1 protein-coding gene is annotated in these 21,127 nt (G+C 71.2%); it reads right to left on the bottom strand.

Going from position 1 to position 21,127, the window contains the following annotated elements; translation table 11 throughout:
* Positions 1-46: 46 nt before the first annotated feature.
* Complete coding sequence (locus ACM26Y_RS17425; RefSeq protein WP_416061459.1) at positions 47-20,890, bottom strand: non-ribosomal peptide synthase/polyketide synthase; 20,844 nt, start codon at positions 20,888-20,890, stop codon at positions 47-49.
* Between the last annotated feature and the right edge of the window lie 237 nt (positions 20,891-21,127).

Consider the following 21,127-nt stretch of genomic DNA (forward strand, 5'->3'; position numbering starts at 1 on the left):
ATGTTCGATTATCCCGGTCGGACCGACAGCAAACGAAGCGCCCAGGTCAGAGCCCCCCACCGGTGATCTCGTCGGCCGTGGTGAGCACGGATCGGACCAGTTCGGCGAACCCGTCGGCGCCCAGCGCGGGCAGGACACCGGGGATGAGGGTGTTCAACACCACAGGCACGAGCGCCTCCGCGGTCAGTGCCCCGCTCGTCGCCGTGGCCGTCGCGGCCAGTTTCTGCGCGAACTCCCCGAAGGTGACGTCCCGGCCCTCGTGGCTGAGCGCCACCGCGTCGGGGGCGGTCTCGGCGGCGGCGGCGACCAGGTCCGGCAGGTCCGCCACGGTCCGCGGCTTGCGCGGCGCGGCCAGCCGGGCCCGTTCGGTCTCGGTGAGGATGTCGATCGCACGCAGCCGGATCTGGGGATCCGACGTCACCGCATCGAGGATGCGGGTGAACCGTTCGGCGAACAGCTCGACCGTCTCCCGGTCGAACAGCGCGGTCGCGTAGGTGAAGATCACCTCGAGACCGCCGAGGCCGCCGCCGGGCGCGAACTGCTCGACGAAGGTGCACTGCAGGTCGAACTTCGCCTGGTGGGCGCCGGCCTCGAGCGGGGTGACCGCCAGTCCCGGCAGTTCCAGCGTGCCGGTCTCGATGTTCTGGAACGTGAGCATCACCTGGAACAGCGGCGTGTACGAGCTCGACCGCCGGCGGCCGACGGCGTCGACGAGCCGCTCGAACGGCACGTCGGCGTTGCCGAACGCCGCCAGGTCCTTCTCCTTCGCCTGGGCGAGGAGGTCGGCGAAAGTGCCCCCGCCGGCCACGCGGGTGCGCAGCACCAGCGTGTTGACGAACATGCCCACCAGGTCGTCGAGCACTTCCTCGGCGCGACCGGCGGTCGGAGTTCCGACCGCGACGTCCTCGGTGGACGCCAGGCGCGACAGGAGCACCGCGAGGGCGGCGTGCACGACCATGAACACCGTCGCGTTGTGTTCGCGGGCGGTCTTCTCGATCCGCTGCGCGAGCGCCTCCCCGATGGTGAACGTCACCGAGTCGCCCTCGGTGGACTGCCGCGCCGGCCGCGGCCGATCCGTCGGCAGCGCGAGCAGCTCGGGACTGCCGGTCAGCTCGTCGGTCCAGTACCCGAGCTGGCGGGACAGCTCACTGTCGGGGTCGTCCGGGCTGCCGAGCACCTGCTGCTGCCACAGCGTGTAGTCGGCGTACTGGACCGCCAGCTCCGCCCAGCCGGGCACCTGCGCCTCGGCGCGGGCGGCGTAGGCGACCATCACGTCGCGTACGAGCGGCCGCATCGAGTAGCCGTCGGCGCTGATGTGGTGCGCCACCAGGGCGAGCACGTGCTCGTCGTCGGCGACGCGGAACAGCCGCGCCCGCACCGGCGGGGTCTGGGCCGTCACGTCGAAGCCCGCACCGAGGACGTCGGTGAGCCGGTCGACGATCTCGCTCTCGGCGACGGGCACCGGGACCAGGTCCGGCAGTGCCTGCGACGTCGGGAGCACCACCTGGACCGGGCCGTCCTCCGTGTCCGGGTACACCGTGCGCAGCACTTCGTGCCGGGCGATCACGTCGGCGACCGCGGAGCGCAGGGCCTCGGTGTCGAGGGAGCCGCTCAGCCGCACCGCGACGGGGATGTTGTAGACCCCGGATCCGGGATCGACCTGGTTGAGGGTCCACATCCGTTGCTGCGCGAGCGACAGCGGAATCCGCTCGGGCCGCGGCTGTGGTACCAGCGGAGGCCGGGCACCGCGGCCGACGGACGGCTGGATCCGGCCGGCCAGCGCCGCGACGGTCGACGCCTCGAACACGGTCCGCACCGACACCCGGGTGTCGAGTGCGACACCGAGCCGGGAGGCCAGCTGCGTCGCGAGCAGGGAGTTGCCGCCGAGTTCGAAGAAGTCGTCGTCGAGGCCGGCGCGTTCGATGCCCAGGACCTCGGCGAGGATGCGGGCGACGATCTCCTCCACCGGGGTGGTGGGGGCCCGGAACTGCCCGGCCTCGAACTCCGGTTCGGGCAGCGCCCGGCGGTCGAGCTTGCCGTTGGTGTTCAGCGGCAGCGCCTCGAGGACGACGAACGCCGACGGCACCATGTACGACGGAAGCGCCTGCGCCAGTGCGGTCTTCGTCGCGGCCGCATCGAATCCGGCAGTGACGGATCCGGCAGTGAGGGATCCGGCAGTGTCGGATCCGGTGTCGGATCCGTCGGCCGGGACCACGTACGCCACCAGCCGGTCGCCGACGTGCGGGTCGGTGCGGACGAGGACGGCGACGTCGCGCACCTCGTCGCGGGCGCGCAGCACCGACTCGATCTCCCCGAGTTCGATGCGGTAGCCGCGCACCTTGACCTGGAAGTCGGCGCGGTCGCGGTAGACCAGTTCGCCGGCGCGGTTCCAGTGCACGATGTCGCCGGTGCGGTACATCCGGCCCCCGCCGAACGGGTCGGCGACGAACCGGTCGGCGGTCAGGTCGGGACGGCCGTGGTAGCCGCGCGCCAGCTGCGCGCCCGCCAGGTACAGCTCGCCGGCGACCCCGATCGGCACCGGACGCAGGCGCGCGTCGAGCACGTATACGCGGCTGTTCCACTCGGGCACGCCGATCGGCACGACCGCGGTGTCGGCATCGCTCGTCTCGTGCACGGTCACGGACACGGCGGCCTCGGTCGGCCCGTACAGGTTGAACAGGGCCGCCTCGTTGTCCGCGCGGAACTGCTGCGCGGTGACCGCCGGTAGGGCCTCGCCGATGGCGAGCACACGCCGCAGCGACGGCGCGACCTCCCCACCCGCGGCGGTCGTGAGCATCGACAGCATCGACGGCACCGCGTGCAGCGTGGTGACGCGCTCGTCGCGCAGCAACCGCAGCAGGTAGTCGGGATCGCGATGCCCGTCGGCGGTCGCGATCACCAGACGCGAGCCGGAGGTGAGTGCCGACCAGAACTCCCACACCGACAGGTCGAACGTGGCGACGGTCTTGAGCAGCACCGCGTCGTCCGGTCCGAGATCGAACGCGTCCCGCTTCCAGAGCATCTGGTTGACCACGGCGGCGTGCGGAACCGCCACACCCTTGGGCCTGCCGGTCGATCCGGACGTGAAGATCACGTACGCGGTGTTCGCCGCACGCAGCGGCGCGCGACGTTCGGCCGCGGTCACCGGCGCGTCCGGCAGACCGGAGAGGTCCACGCGGTCGAGTTCGACGACCGGCATGCCGGGCACGTCGATCCGATCCGCCGCGACCGTGACCACGCACGTGGGCGCCGCGGTGCCGAGGATGTAGGCGTTGCGCTCGGCCGGCTGGTCCGGGTCGAGGGGCACGTACGCACCGCCGGCCTTGGCGATCGCGTACATGCCGACGACGAGTTCCGGCGAACGCCGCACGATCAGCGCGACCCGGTCCTCCGGCCCCACACCCTGAGCGATCAGGTGCCGGGCGAGACGGTTGACGCGGGCGTCGAACTCGCCGTACGTGACGGCGGTGCCCTCGTACACCAGTGCGACCGCGCCGGGGTCCCGGCGCACCTGCTCGTCGAACAGGTCGACGAGCGTTGCGGCCGTGTCGGTCTCGTGGGCGGTGTCGTTCCATGCCGCCAGGACGGCGTGCTCTTCGCGCGCGAGCAGCACCGGGTGATCGCCCAGCGGCACGTCCGGCGCCTGCACGAGGGCCCGGAGCAACTGCTGGAAACGCTCGGCCACAGCACGGGCGGTGGACTCGTCGAACAGGTCGGTGGCGAAGGTCAGGATCGCGTCCATGCCGGCCGGGGAACCCTGCTCGTCGTATCGGTCGCTGACGATCAGGTGCAGGTCGAACTGCGACGTGCCACCCTCGAGGTCGATCGGGGCGACGGTCAGACCGGCCAGTTCCAGTTCCGTGCGCTGCTGGTTCTGGAACGAGAAGCCCACCTGGAACAACGGGTGCCGCGCGGTGGAGCGGGCCGGGTTGAGCACCTCCACGAGCCGCTCGAACGGCACGTCCGCGTGGGCGAATGCCTGCAGGTCGGTTTCCCGTGCCGCCCCGAGCAGTTCGTCGAACGAGCGGTGGCCGTCGACGGAGAGCCGGAAGACCAGCGTGTTGACGAACATGCCGATCAGGTTCTCCACGGCGGCCTCGCCGCGACCCGCGATGGGTGTGCCCACCGCGATGTCGTCGGATCCGGACAGGCGGGCGAGCAGCGCCGCGAACGCGGCATGCATCGCCATGAACACGGTCGCGTTGCGGGCGCGCGCGAGGTCGCGCAACGCGGCGTGCACCTCTGCGTCTACGACGAACTCGACCCGGTCGCCGCGGAACGACTGCTGCGCGGGCCGCGGGCGGTCCGTGGGCAGGTCCAGCTGGTCCGGCAGATCGGCCAGCGCGGTCCGCCAGTGGTCGAGCTGCCGGGCGGCGAGCGACTCGGGATCGTCCTCGGATCCGAGCAGTTCCCGTTGCCACAGCGCGTAGTCCGCGTACTGGAGCTCGAGCGGCGCCCACGCCGGCTCGGTGCCGGCGGACCGGGCGGCGTACGCGGTCATCACATCGCGCACCATCGGCACCATCGACGAGCCGTCCGCGGCGATGTGGTGCACCACGGTGACGAGGACGTACTCGGCGGGTGCGAGACGCAGCAGCGCGATCCGCAGCGGGATCTCGCGGGTGACGTCGAAGCCGGTCGAGGCGAGTTCGCGCAGGCGCGATTCCAGCTCGGCCGCCGGGACGTCGATCGGGTCGAGGTCGACCGGGACCGCGGTGGCGGGCCGGATGTCCTGCACCGGACCGGAATTCGTCTCCGGGTACACGGTCCGCAGCGTCTCGTGGCGGGCCACCAGGTCGGCGACGGCGGCGTGCAGCGCGTCGACGTCGAGGTCGCCGGTCAGCCGCAGAGCCATCGGGATGTTGTACGCCGTCGACTCGGGGTCGAAGCGGTTGAGGAACCACATGCGCTGCTGCGCCGGCGACAGCGGGATGCGTTCGGGACGCGTGCGCGCGGTCAGCGGCACCCGTCCGCCGCCGGTGGCGTCCTGCTCGACCCGCGCCGCGAGCGCGACGACGGTCGAGGCCTCGAACAACGTCCGCACCGGGACCTGCGTGTCGAGCGCCACCCCGAGGCGCGCGACGACCTGCGTCGCGATCAGCGAGTTGCCGCCGAGCTCGAAGAAGTCGTCGTCGGCGCCCACCCGCTCCACACCGAGCACCTCGGCGAACGTGCCCGCGACGATCTCCTCGACCGGCGTCGACGGCGCCCGGAAGACCCGGGTCTCGAACACCGGTTCCGGCAGTGCCCGCCGGTCGAGCTTGCCGTTCACGGTCAGCGGGATCGCGTCGATCACCACGAACGCCGACGGCACCATGTACTCCGGTACCAGCGCGCCCACCCCGGCGCGCAGTTCCTCGACGTCGACGGTCGCGCCGTCGGCGGGCACCACGTACGCGACGATGCGCGCCGCGCCGGGGGCGTCCTCGCGCACGATCACCGCGGCCTGCCCGACCGGCCGCTGGGCCAGCACGGCCGATTCGACCTCGCCGAGCTCGATCCGGAAGCCACGGATCTTGACCTGGTCGTCCGCGCGGCCGAGGTACTCGAGATCCCCCGAGACCGCCCAGCGGGCGACATCGCCGGTGCGGTACAGCAATCCACCGTCGGCGGAGAACGGGTCGGCCACGAACCGGGCCGCGGACAGGTCCGGGCGGCCCAGGTATCCGCGGGCCAGCTGACCGCCGCCGACGTACATCTCACCGGCCACGCCCACGGGAACGGGGTTGAGGCGGGTGTCGAGGACGTAGACCCGCAGGCCCGCGATCGGCACGCCCACGATGCTCGCGGAACCGGCCTCGGCCAGGTCCGCACCGATCTCCCGGTACGACACGTGCACCGTGGTCTCGGTGATGCCGTACATGTTCACCAGCCGCGGCGCGGTGTCCCCGTGCCGGGTGAACCAGCCCTCCAGCCGGCGCGGCTCGAGTGCCTCACCGCCGAAGATCACGTACCGCAGGGCGAGGTCGCCCTCCGTGCCACCGGCCGTGCGGTCGGCCTCGGCGAGCTGGTAGAACGCCGACGGCGTCTGATTGAGCACCGTCACCCGTTCGCGCACGAGCAACTCGCGGAATGCCTCCGGCGAGCGCGAGGTGAACCAGTCCACGACCACCAGGGTGCCGCCGTACAGCAGGGGGCCCCACAGTTCCCACACCGAGAAGTCGAACGCGTACGAGTGGAACATCGTCCACACATCCGACGGGCCGAACCCGTAGACCGACTCGGTGTTCACCATCAGCCGCACCACGTTCCGGTGCGGGATCAGCACGCCCTTGGGCCGGCCCGTGGACCCGGAGGTGTAGATGACGTACGCGAGGTTCGCGGCGTCGAGCGGCGCGGTGCGCTCCTCGTCGCGGATCGGCGCGTCGTCCACCCCCGACAGATCGACGGTGTCGAGCTCGACCACCGGCACCGCGGTGGGCACCTCGATCCCGGTGCCGGAGGCGGTGAGCACCGCGGCCGGCGCGGCGTCGGTTAGCATGAACTCGATCCGGTCGGACGGGTAGTTCGGGTCCACCGGCAGATACCCGCCGCCGGCCTCGAGCACCGCGACGAGGGCGACCACCAGATCCAGCGACCGCGGCAGCGCGACCGCCACGAGCGACTCGGGACCCACGCCCACCGAGATCAGATGGCGGGCCAGTCGCCGCGCCCGGGACGCGAACTCCGCGTAGGTCAGCGCCTCGTCGCCGAACCGCACCGCGATGTCGCCGGGCGCAGCGCTCACGCGCGCCTCGAACATGTCCACCAACGTCACATCCGCCGGGGCGACGTCGTCGCCGAGCGAATTCCACCGGGAGACCACGAGTTCGCGTTCGAACTCGTCGACGATCTCGATGTCACCGACCGCCACCGACGCATCCGCCGCCACGGCCCGCAGGATCCGCAGCAGCTGCTCGGCGAAGGCGGCGACGCGCAGCTCGTCGAACAGGTCGGTGGCGTAGGTGACGGCGGCGGCGATGCCGGCCGCCGAACCGTCCTCGGCCACCTGCTCCGAGAAGGTGAACTGCAGGTCGAATTTCGCGGTGGGCGGGTCGTAGTCGAGGGCCTCGAGCGCGAGACCGTCGAGTTCGAGTTCGGCCTGTCCGATGTTCTGGAAGGTCAGCACCACCTGGAACAGCGGGTGCCGGGCCTGGGAGCGCTCCGGGTCGAGGATCTCCACCAGCCGTTCGAACGGCACGTCCGCGTGGGCGAACGCGTCGAGGTCGCTTTCGCGCACCGCGCTCAACAGTTCCGCGAAGGACTGCCCGCCCTGCACGTCCGTGCGCAGGACGAGGGTGTTGACGAACATGCCGACCAGGTCGTCGAGGGCGGCCTCGCCGCGGCCGGCGACCGGGGTGCCGATCGCGATGTCCTCGGTTGCGGACAACCGGGCCAGCAGCACCGCGAGCGCCGCGTGCACGACCATGAACAGCGACGTGTTCTTCTCGTGCGCGAGGCTCTGCAGACGTTCGTGCAGCGCCTCGTCGACCTGGAAGCGGCTGGTGCGGCCGTGTCCGGAGGTCCGCTCGGGGCGGGCCCGATCGGACGGCAGGTCCAGCTGGTCGGGCAGCCCGGCGAGCGTGCGCTTCCAGAACTGCACCTGTTCGGCGGCCACGGATCCCGGCTCGTCCTCGGAACCGAGCACGTCGCGCTGCCACAGGGCGTAGTCCGCGTACTGGATCTCGAGCGGGGCCCAGCCGGGCAGCTCACCGCGGGTGCGGGCCGCGTAGGCGACCATCACGTCGCGGGCGAGCGGACGCACCGAGAACCCGTCCGTGGCGATGTGATGGGCGACGAACAGCAGCACGTGCTCGGTCCGGCTCAGCTCGAAGACCACCGCCCGGAACGGCACCTCGGCGGTGACGTTGAACCCGCGCGTGACGAGTTCGCGGGCACGATCCGGCAGGGCGTGCGCGTCGATGCGCTCGACCTCGAGCCGCACCGGGGAGTCCGGCAGGATCTGCTGGTAGCCGGTGCCGTCCACGTCGGGGTAGACGGTGCGCAGCACCTCGTGGCGCTCGGTCAGGTCCCGGACCGCCCCGCGCAGGGCGGGCACGTCGAGGGCACCGGTGAAACGCACTCCGATCGGGACGTTGTTCACCGCCGACTCGGGGTCGAAGCGGTTGAGGAACCACATGCGCTGCTGCGCCGGCGACAGCGGGATGCGCTCGGGCCGCGCGTACGGGACCAGCGGGGTGCGGCGACCCGCGCCGGCCTCCTGCTCGGCCCGCACCGCGAGGGCTTCGACAGTCGGGGCGTCGAACAGTGCCCGCACCGGGATCGACGCGTCGAGCGCGTCGCTGAGGCGGGCCGCGACCTGCGTCGCGACGAGTGAGTTGCCGCCGAGATCGAAAAAGTCGTCGTCACGGCCGACCCGCGGCACACCCAGTACCTGGGCGAAGACGCCCGCGACGATCTCCTCGACCGGGGTCCGCGGCGCGGTGAAGGTGCGCGCTTCGAAGGTCGGAGCCGGCAGCGCTCGCCGGTCGATCTTGCCGCTGGCGTTCAGCGGGAACGCATCCAGGGGGACGAAGGCCGAGGGCACCATGTAGGACGGCAGCGCGGTGGCGAGCGCGTCCTTCGCCCGGGCGGGGTCGAAGTCGACGCCCGGTTCGGGCACCACGTAACCGACCAGCTGCGGTCCGAAGCGCGGGTCCTCGCGCACCACGGCGACGGCTTGGCGCACCTCGTCGAGGGCGGTCAGCTGCGACTCGACCTCTCCGAGTTCGATGCGCAGACCGCGCAACTTGACCTGCAGGTCCGTCCGGCCCAGGTAGTCGAGCTCACCTGCGGCGGTCCACCGCACCAGGTCGCCGGTGCGGTACATCCGCTCGCCGCTGGACCAGGGGTCGGCGACGAATCGGTCGGCGGTGAGGTCCGGGCGGCCGTGATAGCCGCGCGCCAGCTGGGGACCGGTGAGGTAGAGCTCGCCGGCGACGCCGAGCGGCACGGGGTGCAGCCGTTCGTCGAGCACGAGCGCGCCGGTGTTCCACACCGGTGTACCGATCGGAACCGTTGCGGTGTCGCCGGGTCCGGCCGTCCGGTGGACGGTCTGGATCGTCGTCTCGGTCGGTCCGTACAGGTTGTGGACGGGCGCATCGTTCAGTGCGTGGAACCGGGCGACGGTTTCGGCCGGGAGGCTCTCGCCGCCGCAGAAGACCTGGGTCAGGGACGCGGCGGTCGTCCGGTCGAGGTGTTCGAGCACGGCGTCGAGCACGGCGGGCACGAACTGGACCAGCGTGACGGCGTGCCGCCCGATCGCTGCCGCCATTGCGGCGGGGTCGCGGTGCAGGTCGGGTGCGCCGACCACGATCCGGGCGCCCACCAGCGGCGGCAGGAAGATCTCCCAGACCGAGGCGTCGAAGGTGGCGGGGGTCTTGAGCAGCAGGGCGTCGCCGGCGCCCGGGCCGAACTCGTCCTGCATCCACAGCAGTTGGTGGACCACGGCGGCGTGCGGCACGGCCACGCCCTTCGGCCGACCGGTGGACCCGGATGTGTAGAGCACGTACGCGAGATGATCCGGGCGCAGCGGCGCGAGCCGGTCGGCGTCGGTCAGGGGCGCATCGCCGTACGGGGTGGTGTCGGCCTCGTCGAGCGCCACGATCGGCACCGCGTCGGCACCCGGCAGGCGCTCACGTCCGGTACGGGTGAGAACCATTACGGGCGAGGCGGATTCGAGGACATACGCGATCCGGTCGGCCGGCTGGTCCGGGTCGAGCGGGACGTAGGCGGCCCCCGCAGCCAGGACGGCGTGGATCGCCACGAGCATCTCCGTCGAGCGGCTCGCGGCCACTGCGACCACGGTGTCCGGTCCCGCGCCGTGCGCGACGAGATACCGCGCCAGGGCGTTGACCCGGGAACCGAACTCGCGGTACGTCCACGTCGACTCGCCCGATTCCACGGCCACGGTGTCGGGCGTGCGGGCGGCCTGCCGGGCGAGGAGATCGACCAGGGTGGCGTCGGCGTCGAGCGCGCGACGGGGACCGTGCGAAAGATGCTCGACCGCATCGAGTTCCGCGCCCGGCAGCATCGGCAGGTCGCCGACCGGCACGTCGGGTCGTTCGGTCGCCAGCCGTAGCAGACGGACGAACCGGTCGCCGACGGCGGCGATCGTCGGGGCGTCGAACAGGTCGGTGGCGTAGGAGATCTCGACGGCGAGAGCGCCCGCGTCGGTGCCGGCGGCCTGACCCTCGAGGATCGTGAACATGAGGTCGAACTTCGACACGCCGCCGTCGAGGGGCAGTTGCGCGACGGACAGCCCCGGCAGTTCCAGGGCCACGTCGCCGATGTTCTGGAACGCCAGCATGACCTGGAACAGCGGAGTCCGGGCCTGGGTGCGTTCCGGCGCGAGCACGTCCACGAGCCGCTCGAACGGCACCTCGGCGTGCGCGAAGGCCCCGAGGTCGACTTCGCGCACCCGGGCGAGCAGGTCCGCGAAGGTGTCGGCGGTGTCCACCTCGGTACGCAGCACCAGGGTGTTGACGAACATGCCGATCAGGTTGTCGAGCGAGCGCTCCCCGCGGCCGGCCACCGGTGTGCCGACGGCGATGTCCCGGGAGGTGCCGAGACGGGCCAGCAACAGCGCCAGGGCCGCGTGGACCACCATGAACACCGTCGCGCGCTGCTCGCCGGCGAATCGGCCGAGCGCGGCGTGCAGCGACTCGTCGACGGTGAGCCGATGCGTCGCACCACGATTCGTCGCCACCGCGGGCCGGGGGCGGTCGGTCGGCAGGTCGAGGCCGTCCGGCAGCCCGCCGAGCGCCTGCTTCCAGTACTCGAGCTGACGGGTGACGAGCGAGTCCGGGTCGTCCTCGGAGCCGAGCACGTCGCGCTGCCACAGGGTGTAGTCGGCGTACTGGATCTCCAGCGGCTCCCAGGCGGGTTCGTTGCCGAGCGACCGGGCCGCGTAGGCGACCATGATGTCGCGGGTGAGCGGGCCCATCGAGAAGCCGTCGCCGGCGATGTGGTGCATGACCGCGACGAGCACGTGCTCCTCGGGGCTCAGGCACAGCAGCCGCACGACGATCGGGACGTCGGTGGACACGTCGAAGTGCGTGCCCGCCAGCGCCCGCAGCTCGTCGGGCAGCTGCGCCCGGTCGATGCGCACCGCCTCGAGCGAGACGCGGACCTCGGAGGGGGCGAGCACCTTCTGGTAGCCGTATCCGTCGAGGTCGGGGTAGACGGTGCGCAGGGATTCGTGGCGGGCGAGGACGTCGCACACGGCATCCTCGAGCGCCGGGACGTCGAGCCGGCCGGACATGCGGACGGCGACCGGGATGTTGTTCGCCGTCGAATCGGGATCGAACCGGTTGAGGAACCACATCCGCTGCTGCGCGAGCGACAGCGGCACCCGCTCGGGACGGGGTTGCGGAACCAGCGGGGCCCGTCGCGCCGGGCCGTCGTGCCCGTCGATCCGGGCGGCCAACGCCTCGACGGTCGAGTTCTCGAACAGCACCCGCAGCGGCACCGACGCGTCGAGCGCCGCCCCGATCCGCGAGACCACCTGCGTGGCGATCAGCGAGTTGCCACCGAGGGCGAAGAAGTCGTCGTCGAGACCGACCCGGTCGAGACCGAGCACCTCGGCGAACACACTCGCCACGATCTCCTCCACCGGAGTCGTCGCGGCACGGAACACCTTGACCTCGAACACCGGCTCCGGCAACGCCTTCCGGTCCAGCTTGCCCGACGCGTTGAGCGGCAACTCCGCGAGCACCACGAACGCCGACGGCACCATGTACGACGGCAGCACCTGCCCCACCGCCGAGCGGGCCTCGTCCTCGTCGAACACGGCACCGGCGGCCGTCACCACGTACGCCACCAGCTGCTCGGCGCGGACCAGCACGACCGCCTGCGCCACCGCCGCAACCTCCAGCAACGCCGCCTCGATCTCGCCGAGCTCGATGCGCAGACCCCGCAGCTTGACCTGGAAGTCCGTGCGGCCCAGGTACTCGAGCTCCCCGGCCTCGGTCCACGTCACCAGATCACCGGTGCGGTACAACCGCTCCCCCGCCGCCCCGAACGGATTCGCCACGAACCGATCCGAGGTCAGATCCGGGCGGCCCACGTAGCCGCGCGCAAGCTGCACACCCGCCAGATACAACTCACCCGGCACCCCGACCGGCACCGGATTCAGCCGCCCGTCGAGCACGAACACACCCGTGTTCCACACCGGCGCACCGATCGGCACCGACACCACATCCGCGTCGGTCACCTCGTGGAACGTCACATCCACCGCGGCCTCGGTCGGCCCGTACAGGTTGTGCACAGCCACACCCGGCAGCACCGACCGCACCCGGGCGGCGACCGCGGCGGCGAGAGCCTCACCGGAAGCGAACACGTACCGCAGCGACGAGATCCCGCCGACCGCGGACTCGGCGACGAAGACCGCGAGCATCGACGGCACGAAGTGCGCGACGGTCACCGACTCTGCGCGCATGACCGCCGCGAGGTACCCGGGGTCGCGGTGCCCGTCCGGGGCCGCGACCACCAACCGCGCCCCCACCTGCAACGGCCAGAAGAACTCCCACACCGACACATCGAACGTGAACGGCGTCTTCTGCAACACCACATCGCCGGCCGACAACCCGTACCGACCCTGCATCCACACCAGACGATTGACGATCGCCGCATGCGAGACCGCCACACCCTTCGGCCGCCCCGTCGACCCCGACGTGAAAATCACATACGCCGTGTTCGACCCCCGCACCGGCGCACGCCGCTCCCCATCGGTCACCGGCGCATCCGACAACCCCGACACATCCAACTCGTCGAGCACCACCGTGCGGACAGACCCCTGCCCCGGCACCACGAACCCGTCCCGCCCCGTGGTCAACACCACCACCGGCGCCGCCACCTCCAGGATGTACCCGTTGCGCTCGGCCGGCTGATCCGGATCGACCGGCACATACCCGCCCCCGGCCTCCACCACCGCATACATCCCCACCAGCAGATCCACCGACCGGCGCATCGCCAACCCCACCAGCGACTCCGGCCCCACCCCCACCGACACCAGATACCGCGCCAACCGCCGCACCCGCCCGGCGAACTCCCCGTAACTGAGCGACACCCCGTCGAACGTCACCGCCGGCGCCTGCGGCGACCGCCGCACCTGCTCCGCGAACAACTCCCCCAACGTCGCCGCCGGCACCGCACGCCCCGTGTCGTTCCACACCTCGAGCACCCGCGACCGCTCCACCGGCTCGAGGATCTCCAGATCCCCCACCGCCACCGACGGATCGGCCACCACCGCCTCGAGCACCCGCACGAACCGCGCCGCGAACCCCGCCACCGTCGACGCATCGAACAGATCCGTCGCATAGGTGATCTCGGCGACGAGGCCGTCGGCGCCGCCGTCGTCGTCCGAGGACTCGGACAGCGTCAGCTGCAGGTCGAACTTCGCCACCGAGGTGTCGATGGCCTGCGTCTCCAGGACGAGCCGGGGCAGCTCCACATGCGTGGACCCGAGATTCTGGAAGGCCAGCATGACCTGGAACAGCGGATGCCGCGCCGTCGACCGGGCGGGATTGAGCACCTCCACCAGCCGCTCGAACGGCACGTCCGCGTGCGCGAACGCACCGAGCGCGGCCTCCCGGGCGCGGGCGAGCTGCTCGGTGAACGGCTGGTCCGGGTCCACCTGGGTACGCAGCACCAGGGTGTTGACGAACATGCCGACCACGTTGTCGAGTTCCTGCTCGCCGCGACCGGCCACCGGGGTGCCGACGGCGATGTCGTCGGTCCCCGACAACCGCGCCAGCAGCACCGACAGTGCCGCGTGCACCACCATGAAGAGCGTGGTGCCGTGCCGGCGCGCGACGTCGTCGAGCGCGGAGTGGATCTCGGCGGACACGACGAACCGCTCGGTGCCGCCGCGGAACGACTGCCGTGCCGGCCGTGGCCGGTCCGACGGCAGGTCGAGCTGGTCGGGCAGCCCGGCGAGGGTGGTGCGCCAGTAGGCGAGCTGGTCGGCGATCAGCGACTCCGGGTCGCTCTCGGAGCCGAGAAGTTCGTGCTGCCACAGTGTGTAGTCCGCGTACTGCACCGACAGCGGCGGCCACGCGGGACGCTCCCACTCGATGCGTGCGGCGTAGGCGGCCATGACATCACGTGCGACCGGTCCCATCGACCAGCCGTCGGCGGAGATGTGGTGCATGACGATCGCCAGCACGTGCTCGGTCGGGTCGATCTCGAACAGGTGGGCCCGCACGGGCACCTCGCGGGTCACGTCGAAACCGGCGGACGCGAGCGCCGAGATCTCCTGCTGCAGGTTCTCTTCCGTGATCGACGTCGGTGTCAGGTTGGGCACCGCCGTGGCGGCGTCCGTGACGACCTGCATCGGCCCGTCCGGCCCTTCGGGGTAGACGGTTCGGAGCGACTCGTGCCGATCGATGACATCCATGATGGCGACCTGCAGCGCGGTGATGTCGAGTTCACCGGACAGCCGCAGCGCGAAGGGCAGGTTGTAGGTGGCCGACTCGGGCTCGAACCGGTTGAGGAACCACATGCGCTGCTGGGCCAGGGACAGCGGGATCCGGTCGGGGCGCGGCCGGGCCACGAGCGGGATGCGGCGGCCGGCGCCGGCACGGTGTTCGACCCGCGCGGCCAGCGTGACGACGGTCGACGCTTCGAACAGCAGACGCACGGGCACCTGGGTGTCGAGGGCCGCACCGAGCCGGGACACGAGCTGGGTCGCGACGAGCGAGTTGCCACCGAGCTCGAAGAAGTCGTCGTCCAGTCCGACCCGGTCGATGCCGAGGACGCTCTCGAAGGTGCCCGCGACGATCTCCTCGATCGGCGTGGTGGGGGCGCGGAAGGCCCGCGCCTCGAACACCGGCTCGGGCAGTGCCTTGCGGTCCACCTTGCCGTTCGGGGTGAGGGGGACGGCGTCGAGGACGACGCAGACCGAGGGGACCATGTAGGACGGCAGGAATCCTGCGACGTACCCGGTGAGTTCCTCGCTGTCGAGTCCCGCCTCGCCGTGGACGTAGGTGACCAGAGTGGTCTGCCCCGAGGGCATTTCGTGCCCGACCGTGGTGGCGAAGTCGACGGCGGGGTACGAGAGATAAGCGGCGTCGATCTCCCCGAGCTCGATCCGGTAGCCGCGGACCTTGACCTGGAAGTCGGTCCGCCCGGCGTACACCAGCCGGCCTTCGTCGTCCCACCGCACGACGTCGCCGGTGCGGTACATGCGCTCGCCCGGCGCGCCGAACGGGGAGGCGACGAAGCGGTCCGCCGTCAGCGCGGGCCGCCGGTGGTAGCCCCGGGCGAGCGCGTCTCCGGTCAGATAGAGCTCTCCGGACACACCGACCGGAACGGGGTGGAGCCGGGCGTCGAGCACGAGGGCACCGACCCCGGCCACGGGTGTGCCGATGGTGATGGGCTCGCCCGGGTGCAGTTCGCCGCGGGTGGTGACGATCGTGGTCTCGGTGGGGCCGTATGCGTTGAAGTAGCGGCGTCCGGGCGACCAGCGGGCGACCAGATCGGCGGTGGAGACGTCGCCGCCGACGTTGAGGACGCGCAAGGTGTCGAGGTCGCGGGGGTCGACCGATCCGAGTACGGCGGGGGTGATGACGGCATGGGTCACCCCGTACCTCTCGATCAGGTCGTGCAGTTCGATCCCACCCAGCACGTTCGCGGGTGTCACGACGAGTTCGGCGCCGGAGGAGCCGGCCATGAGCCACTCGAGCACCGACGGGTCGAAGCTGGGTGCGCACACGTGCAGCACCCGTGACCGCTCGGTGACGCCGTACAGTTCGACGCTCTCCTGCACGAGCGCGGCGAGTCCGTGGTGGGTCACGGCGACGCCCTTCGGCAGGCCCGTCGACCCCGAGGTGTAGATCATGTATGCCACGTGGTCGAGGCGCAGCGGCGCGAGCCGGTCGGCGTCGCCGACGGGTGCGGCGGAAGCCCGTTCGATCGCCGTGCGGGTCTCGTCGACGTCGAGGGCGTTCCAGTCGAAGTCCGCGGGCAGCTCCGGCAGGTGCCCGGCGGTGGTCAGACCGAGGACGGCGCCGGAGTCCCGGACGATGTGCCGGATGCGTTCGACCGGGTGTGCGGGATCGATCGGCACGTACGCGGCGCCGGTCTTGGCGACGGCCCACACACAGTGCACCATCTCCGCGGATCGCGGGAAAGCGAGGGCCACAATCGTTTCGGGTCCGACACCGCTGTCGACGAGGACGCGGGCGAGGCGGTTGGACCACTCGTCGAGCTCACGGTAGGTCAGGGCGGACTCGCCGCATCGGACGGCGATCGTGTCGGGCGCGAAATCCACTCCGGCCGTGAGCAGTTCGACGAGCGGCCGCTCCGCCCGATGGAGTTCGGGGCCGCGGACCGAGACGAGCCGGGCCTCCTCCTCGGGCGCGAGGAGGTCGATGTCACCGACCGGCGTCGCCGCATCGGCGACGATCGCTTCGAGGATCCGCGCGAAACGCTGCCCGAAGACGTCGACGGTCTCGGCGTCGAACAGGTCGGTCGCGTACTCGAACACGGCGTCCACGCCGGCCGGGCGACCCTCGTCGTCGGTCCGCTCGACCAGCCACAGCTGCAGGTCGAACTTCGCGATCGGCACGTCGAACTCGGCCGCGGTGGCACGCACACCGGAGAACGAAATATCGCGCGTTCCAGGAGATTCCACGGCCAGCGCGGCCTGGAACAACGGATGACGAGCCGTGGACCGGGGCGGCTTGAGGACCTCCACGAGCCGCTCGAACGGGACGTCCGCATTGGAGAAGGCGCTCAGATCGGAGTCGCGGACCCGGTCGAGGAGTTCCTCGAAACGCGCCCCCGGATCGACCCGCGTGCGCAGCACCAGTGTGTTGACGAACATGCCGATCAGGTCGTCGAGCAGACGATCACCCCGGCCGGCGACGACGCTGCCGATGGCGATGTCGTCGGATCCGCTCAGTCTCGACAGGAGGACGGCGTACGCGGAGTGCATCACCATGAACAGCGACGCATGATGCGAGCGGGCGACCTCGACCAGACCACGGTGGGTCTCGGCCGAGATCTGGAACCGGCGCTTGTCGCCGCGGTAGGTGGCGACCGCCGGGCGGGGACGATCCGCGGGCAGGTCGAGCTGATCCGGGATGCCGTCGAGTTCCCGAGTCCAGTAGGCGATCTGCTGCGCAGAGATCGAGGCCGGGTCGGATTCGAGTCCGAGCACGTCGCGTTGCCACAGTGCGTAGTCGGCGTACTGCACCGGAAGCGCGGACCAGCCGGGTTCGGAGCCGGCCGCCCGCGCCGCGTATGCGGTAACGATGTCGCGCACGAGCGGCTCGAAGGACGATCCGTCGGCGGCGATGTGGTGCAACACCATGGCCAGGACGAACTCGTCGTCCGCCAGCCGGTACAGGGCGATCCGGAACGGCAGGTCGACGGCGACGTCGAACCCGCGCTGCGCCAGGGCCACGACCCGGGCGTGCAGATCGGACGCGGCGATGTCGAGGACGGGGACACGACTGTCGACGTGTTCGGCCGGCAGGATCACCTGTTGCGGTTCCCCGTCGACGGCCGGGTAGACGGTGCGCAGTGTCTCGTGCCGGGCCACGACGTCGCCGAAGGCGGCGTCGAGGGCCGCCGGATCGAGCGGACCGGTGAGCCGCACTGTGAAGGGCAGGTTGTAGGCGGCGGTGCCGGCGTCGAAGCGGTTGAGGAACCAGATCCGTTGCTGCGCCGTCGAGAGCGGCAGCACGTCCGGCCGCGGTCCCGCGACGAGCGGCCGGCGGGCACCCGATCCGGACTGTCGCGCCACCCGGGCCGCGAGGCCCACGACGGTGGACGACTCGAACAGCACCCGCACCGGCACCTGGGTGTCCAGGGCGGAGCCGATCCGGGACACGAGCTGGGTGGCGACGAGCGAGTTGCCGCCGAGTTCGAAGAAGTCGTCGTCGAGGCCGACCTCGGCGACTCCCAGGACCTCGGAGAACGTCTCGGCCACGATCCGCTCGGCGGCGGTGCGCGGCGCCCGGAACATACGGGCGCTGTTGAACACCGGCTCGGGCAGGGCCCTGCGGTCGAGCTTGCCGCTGGTGTTGAGCGGGAACGCGTCGAGCACCATCAGCGACGCCGGAACCATGTACGACGGCAGCGCCCGGCCCAGCGCCTCGGTCAGCGCATCGGTGTCGATCGCATGGCCGGGAGCGGCGACGAGGTAACCGACGAGCTGGTCGCCGGTCGCCGTCGGCACCACGAGCACGACGGCCTGCGAGACCTCCGGGGCGGCGAGCAGGACCGCCTCGATCTCGCCCAGCTCGATGCGCTGGCCGCGGAACTTGACCTGGAAGTCGGTACGGCCGATGTAGTCGAGGTAGCCGGCACCGTCCGAGTCGAGGCGCCACAGCACGAGGTCGCCGGTGCGGTACATCCGGTCGCCCGGGGCGCCGAACGGATCGGCGAGGAACCGGTCGGCGGTGAGGTCGGGGCGGCGCAGGTAGCCGCGCGCGAGCTGGACCCCGGCGAGGTACAGCTCGCCGGGCCTGCCGGGCGGCACGGGCCGCAGCCGGTGGTCGAGGACGTAGACGCGGCTGTTCCACTGGGGGACGCCGATCGGGACGGTGGTCACGTCCTCGGGAGTCGCCCGGTGGTAGGTGATCGAGACCGCGGCCTCGGTGGGGCCGTAGAGGTTGTGCAGCTGCGCGGCGCACAACTGGGCGAACGCGGCCGCCGTCTCGGACGGCAGGGCCTCGCCGATCACGAACACGTGACGCAGCGTGTCGCACGAGCCGGGCCGGGCATTGGCGACGAACACCGTGAGCATCGACGGCACGAAGTCGGTGAGGGTGACCCCGTGTTCGGCGATCCTGTCGGCCACGTACATCGGGTCGCGGTGGCCGTCGGGGGTGGCGATCACCAAGGTCGCGCCGACGCGCAGGGGCATGAAGAAGCCCCACAGCGACACGTCGAACGTCGTCGCGGTCTTCTGCAGGTACACGTCGGACGCCGACAGCGCGTACTGGTCGTTCATCCACCGGATCTGGTTGTCGATCGCCCGGTGGGTGACGGCGACGCCCTTGGGACGCCCGGTGGAGCCCGAGGTGAAGATGACGTAGGCCGTGCTGTCGAGACGTACCGGCCCGAGCCGGTCGGCGTCGGTGAGCGGGCGCGTGTCCAGGCCGGCGAGATCGACGCGGTCGATCTCGACCACGTCGAGGCCGGCGGGCAGATCCACCTGGTCACGCGCGGTCGTGACCACGCAGACGGGTTGAGCGGTGTCGAGGATGTAGGCGGTCCGGTCCGCGGGATGGTCCGGGTCGATCGGCACCCAGGCCCCGCCGGCCTCGAGGATCGCGTACATCCCGACGAGCAGCTCGAGCGAACGCCGCACCGACAGTCCGACCAGTGACTCCGGTCCGACGCCGCGCGCGACGAGCAGTCGCGCGAGCGCGTTCGCGCGGGCGGCGAACTCCGCGTAGGTCAGGCTCTCGCCCTCGTACACGAGGGCCGTGGCGTCGGGTGTGCGTGCCACCTGCTCCTCGAACTCCGCGAGCAGCGTGCGGTGGTCGAGGGGGTGCTCGGTGCGGTTCCACTCGGTGAGCACCTGGGCGGTCTCGGCACCGGTTCCGAGGGGCAGGTCCCACACGCGCCGGTCGGGATCGGCCGCGACGAATCGGTCGAAGAACTCCACGAAGCGGGCGTGGTGCGCCCGGGACTCCTGCGCGCCGTACAGGTTGGGGTTGGACTCGAAGTCGATGTGGGTGTGCGTGCCACCGCTCTTGTAGACGTTGACCCCGAGGTCCTCGATGAGACCGGTGGACAGGATGTTGATCCGTCCGACCATGTCGCCGAGACGGACCTCGTTGTCGAACAGCATGATGTTGACCCACGGTCCGAAGAACGTCGAGCGGCCGCCGGCCGCACTGCCGGCGTCGCGGACGATGTCCTCGTGGCGATACCGCTGGTGTCGCAGCGCTCCCGAGACGGCAGCGGTCGCCGACGCGACGAGCCCGCGCACGGTGGTGTCGGCGGCCACCTCGAGGCGCAACGGCACCACGTTGGAGACCATGCTGCCGGACCGGCGCAGCACCGCGGTGGTCCGCGCGGCGACGGGCAGGCTGAGCACGACGTCGGTGCGGCCGGTCATCTGGGCCATGTAGGCGGCGAAGGCCGCGATCACCGCGGTGGCGAGGCTGGTGCTCTCGCGTTCGGCGAAGCGGTCGACGAGCCCCTCGACACGGTCGTCGAGCGTGGCACTGTCGATCCGGCTGACGGGGGCCGGCGGTGCGGGACGACCGGCCAGGCTGGTGGGTTCGTCGATGCCTTCGACGACCGACGACCAGTACTCGCGGTCGGTGTCGAACCGCGACGAGTGCCGGTACCCGATCTCGGCCTCGTACACGGTGCGCACGTCCGAAGCCTTGTTCGGGCTGGGTTCGGCGCCCTCGACGGCCGCGGTGTAGAGCTCCGCGATGCGGGTCATGAAGGTCGCGGCACCGAAACCGTCGAGCGCGAGATGGTGGACGCGGTTGTACCAGAAGTAGCGGCGCTCGCCGAGCTGCAGGACGGTGGCCGAGATCAGCCGGTCCTTGAGAACGTCCACCGGGGTGCTGCGGTCGGCGCGCATCCATTCCATCGCGGCCTCGCGCGGATCGTCCGAGTCCCGCAGGTCCACGTATCCGATGGAGGCGTCGAGGTTCGGATCGACGAGCTGGTAGGGCTGCGCGTCGACCTCGAGGAACCGGAGGAAGCCGGAGCCCATCTCGAGGGCGGCGCGGGCGCTGGCCTCGAGCAGGAGGTCACGGTCGAGTTCGCCGACGAGCTCGACGTACTGGGCGATGTTCGCGGGCACCGACGGGTCGACGTGTTGCGCGAACCACATCCCGAGCTGTGCCGGGGAGAGGGGGAAGGCACCGTCCGGCACGTTCGCCGCGTTCGTGTTCGTCGCACCCGATCCGCCGACACCCAGCGAGTCCAAACCCCAACCTCTCTCTCACCGTCGGACGCAGGCCCGACCGTCGCGCCCGGTGACCCGGGCGAGCACCGTGCTCAGGTATATCTGCTGTTCAGGGGAGGAGCGTTACACGGCGGACAACGGCGCGAACGCCGCGAGACCCGCCGGGACAACGATCACCCCGCCTGTCGGCGCGGAGCTGCCCGAGCAGGTTACTCGCCGGTCGCCTTCCGGCCGCGTGACTTGCGCACCGGACCAATC

Origin of the sequence: Rhodococcus indonesiensis (genome assembly GCF_047782815.1) — a bacterium.
In the GTDB taxonomy this organism is placed as follows: Bacteria; Actinomycetota; Actinomycetes; order Mycobacteriales; family Mycobacteriaceae; genus Rhodococcus; species Rhodococcus indonesiensis.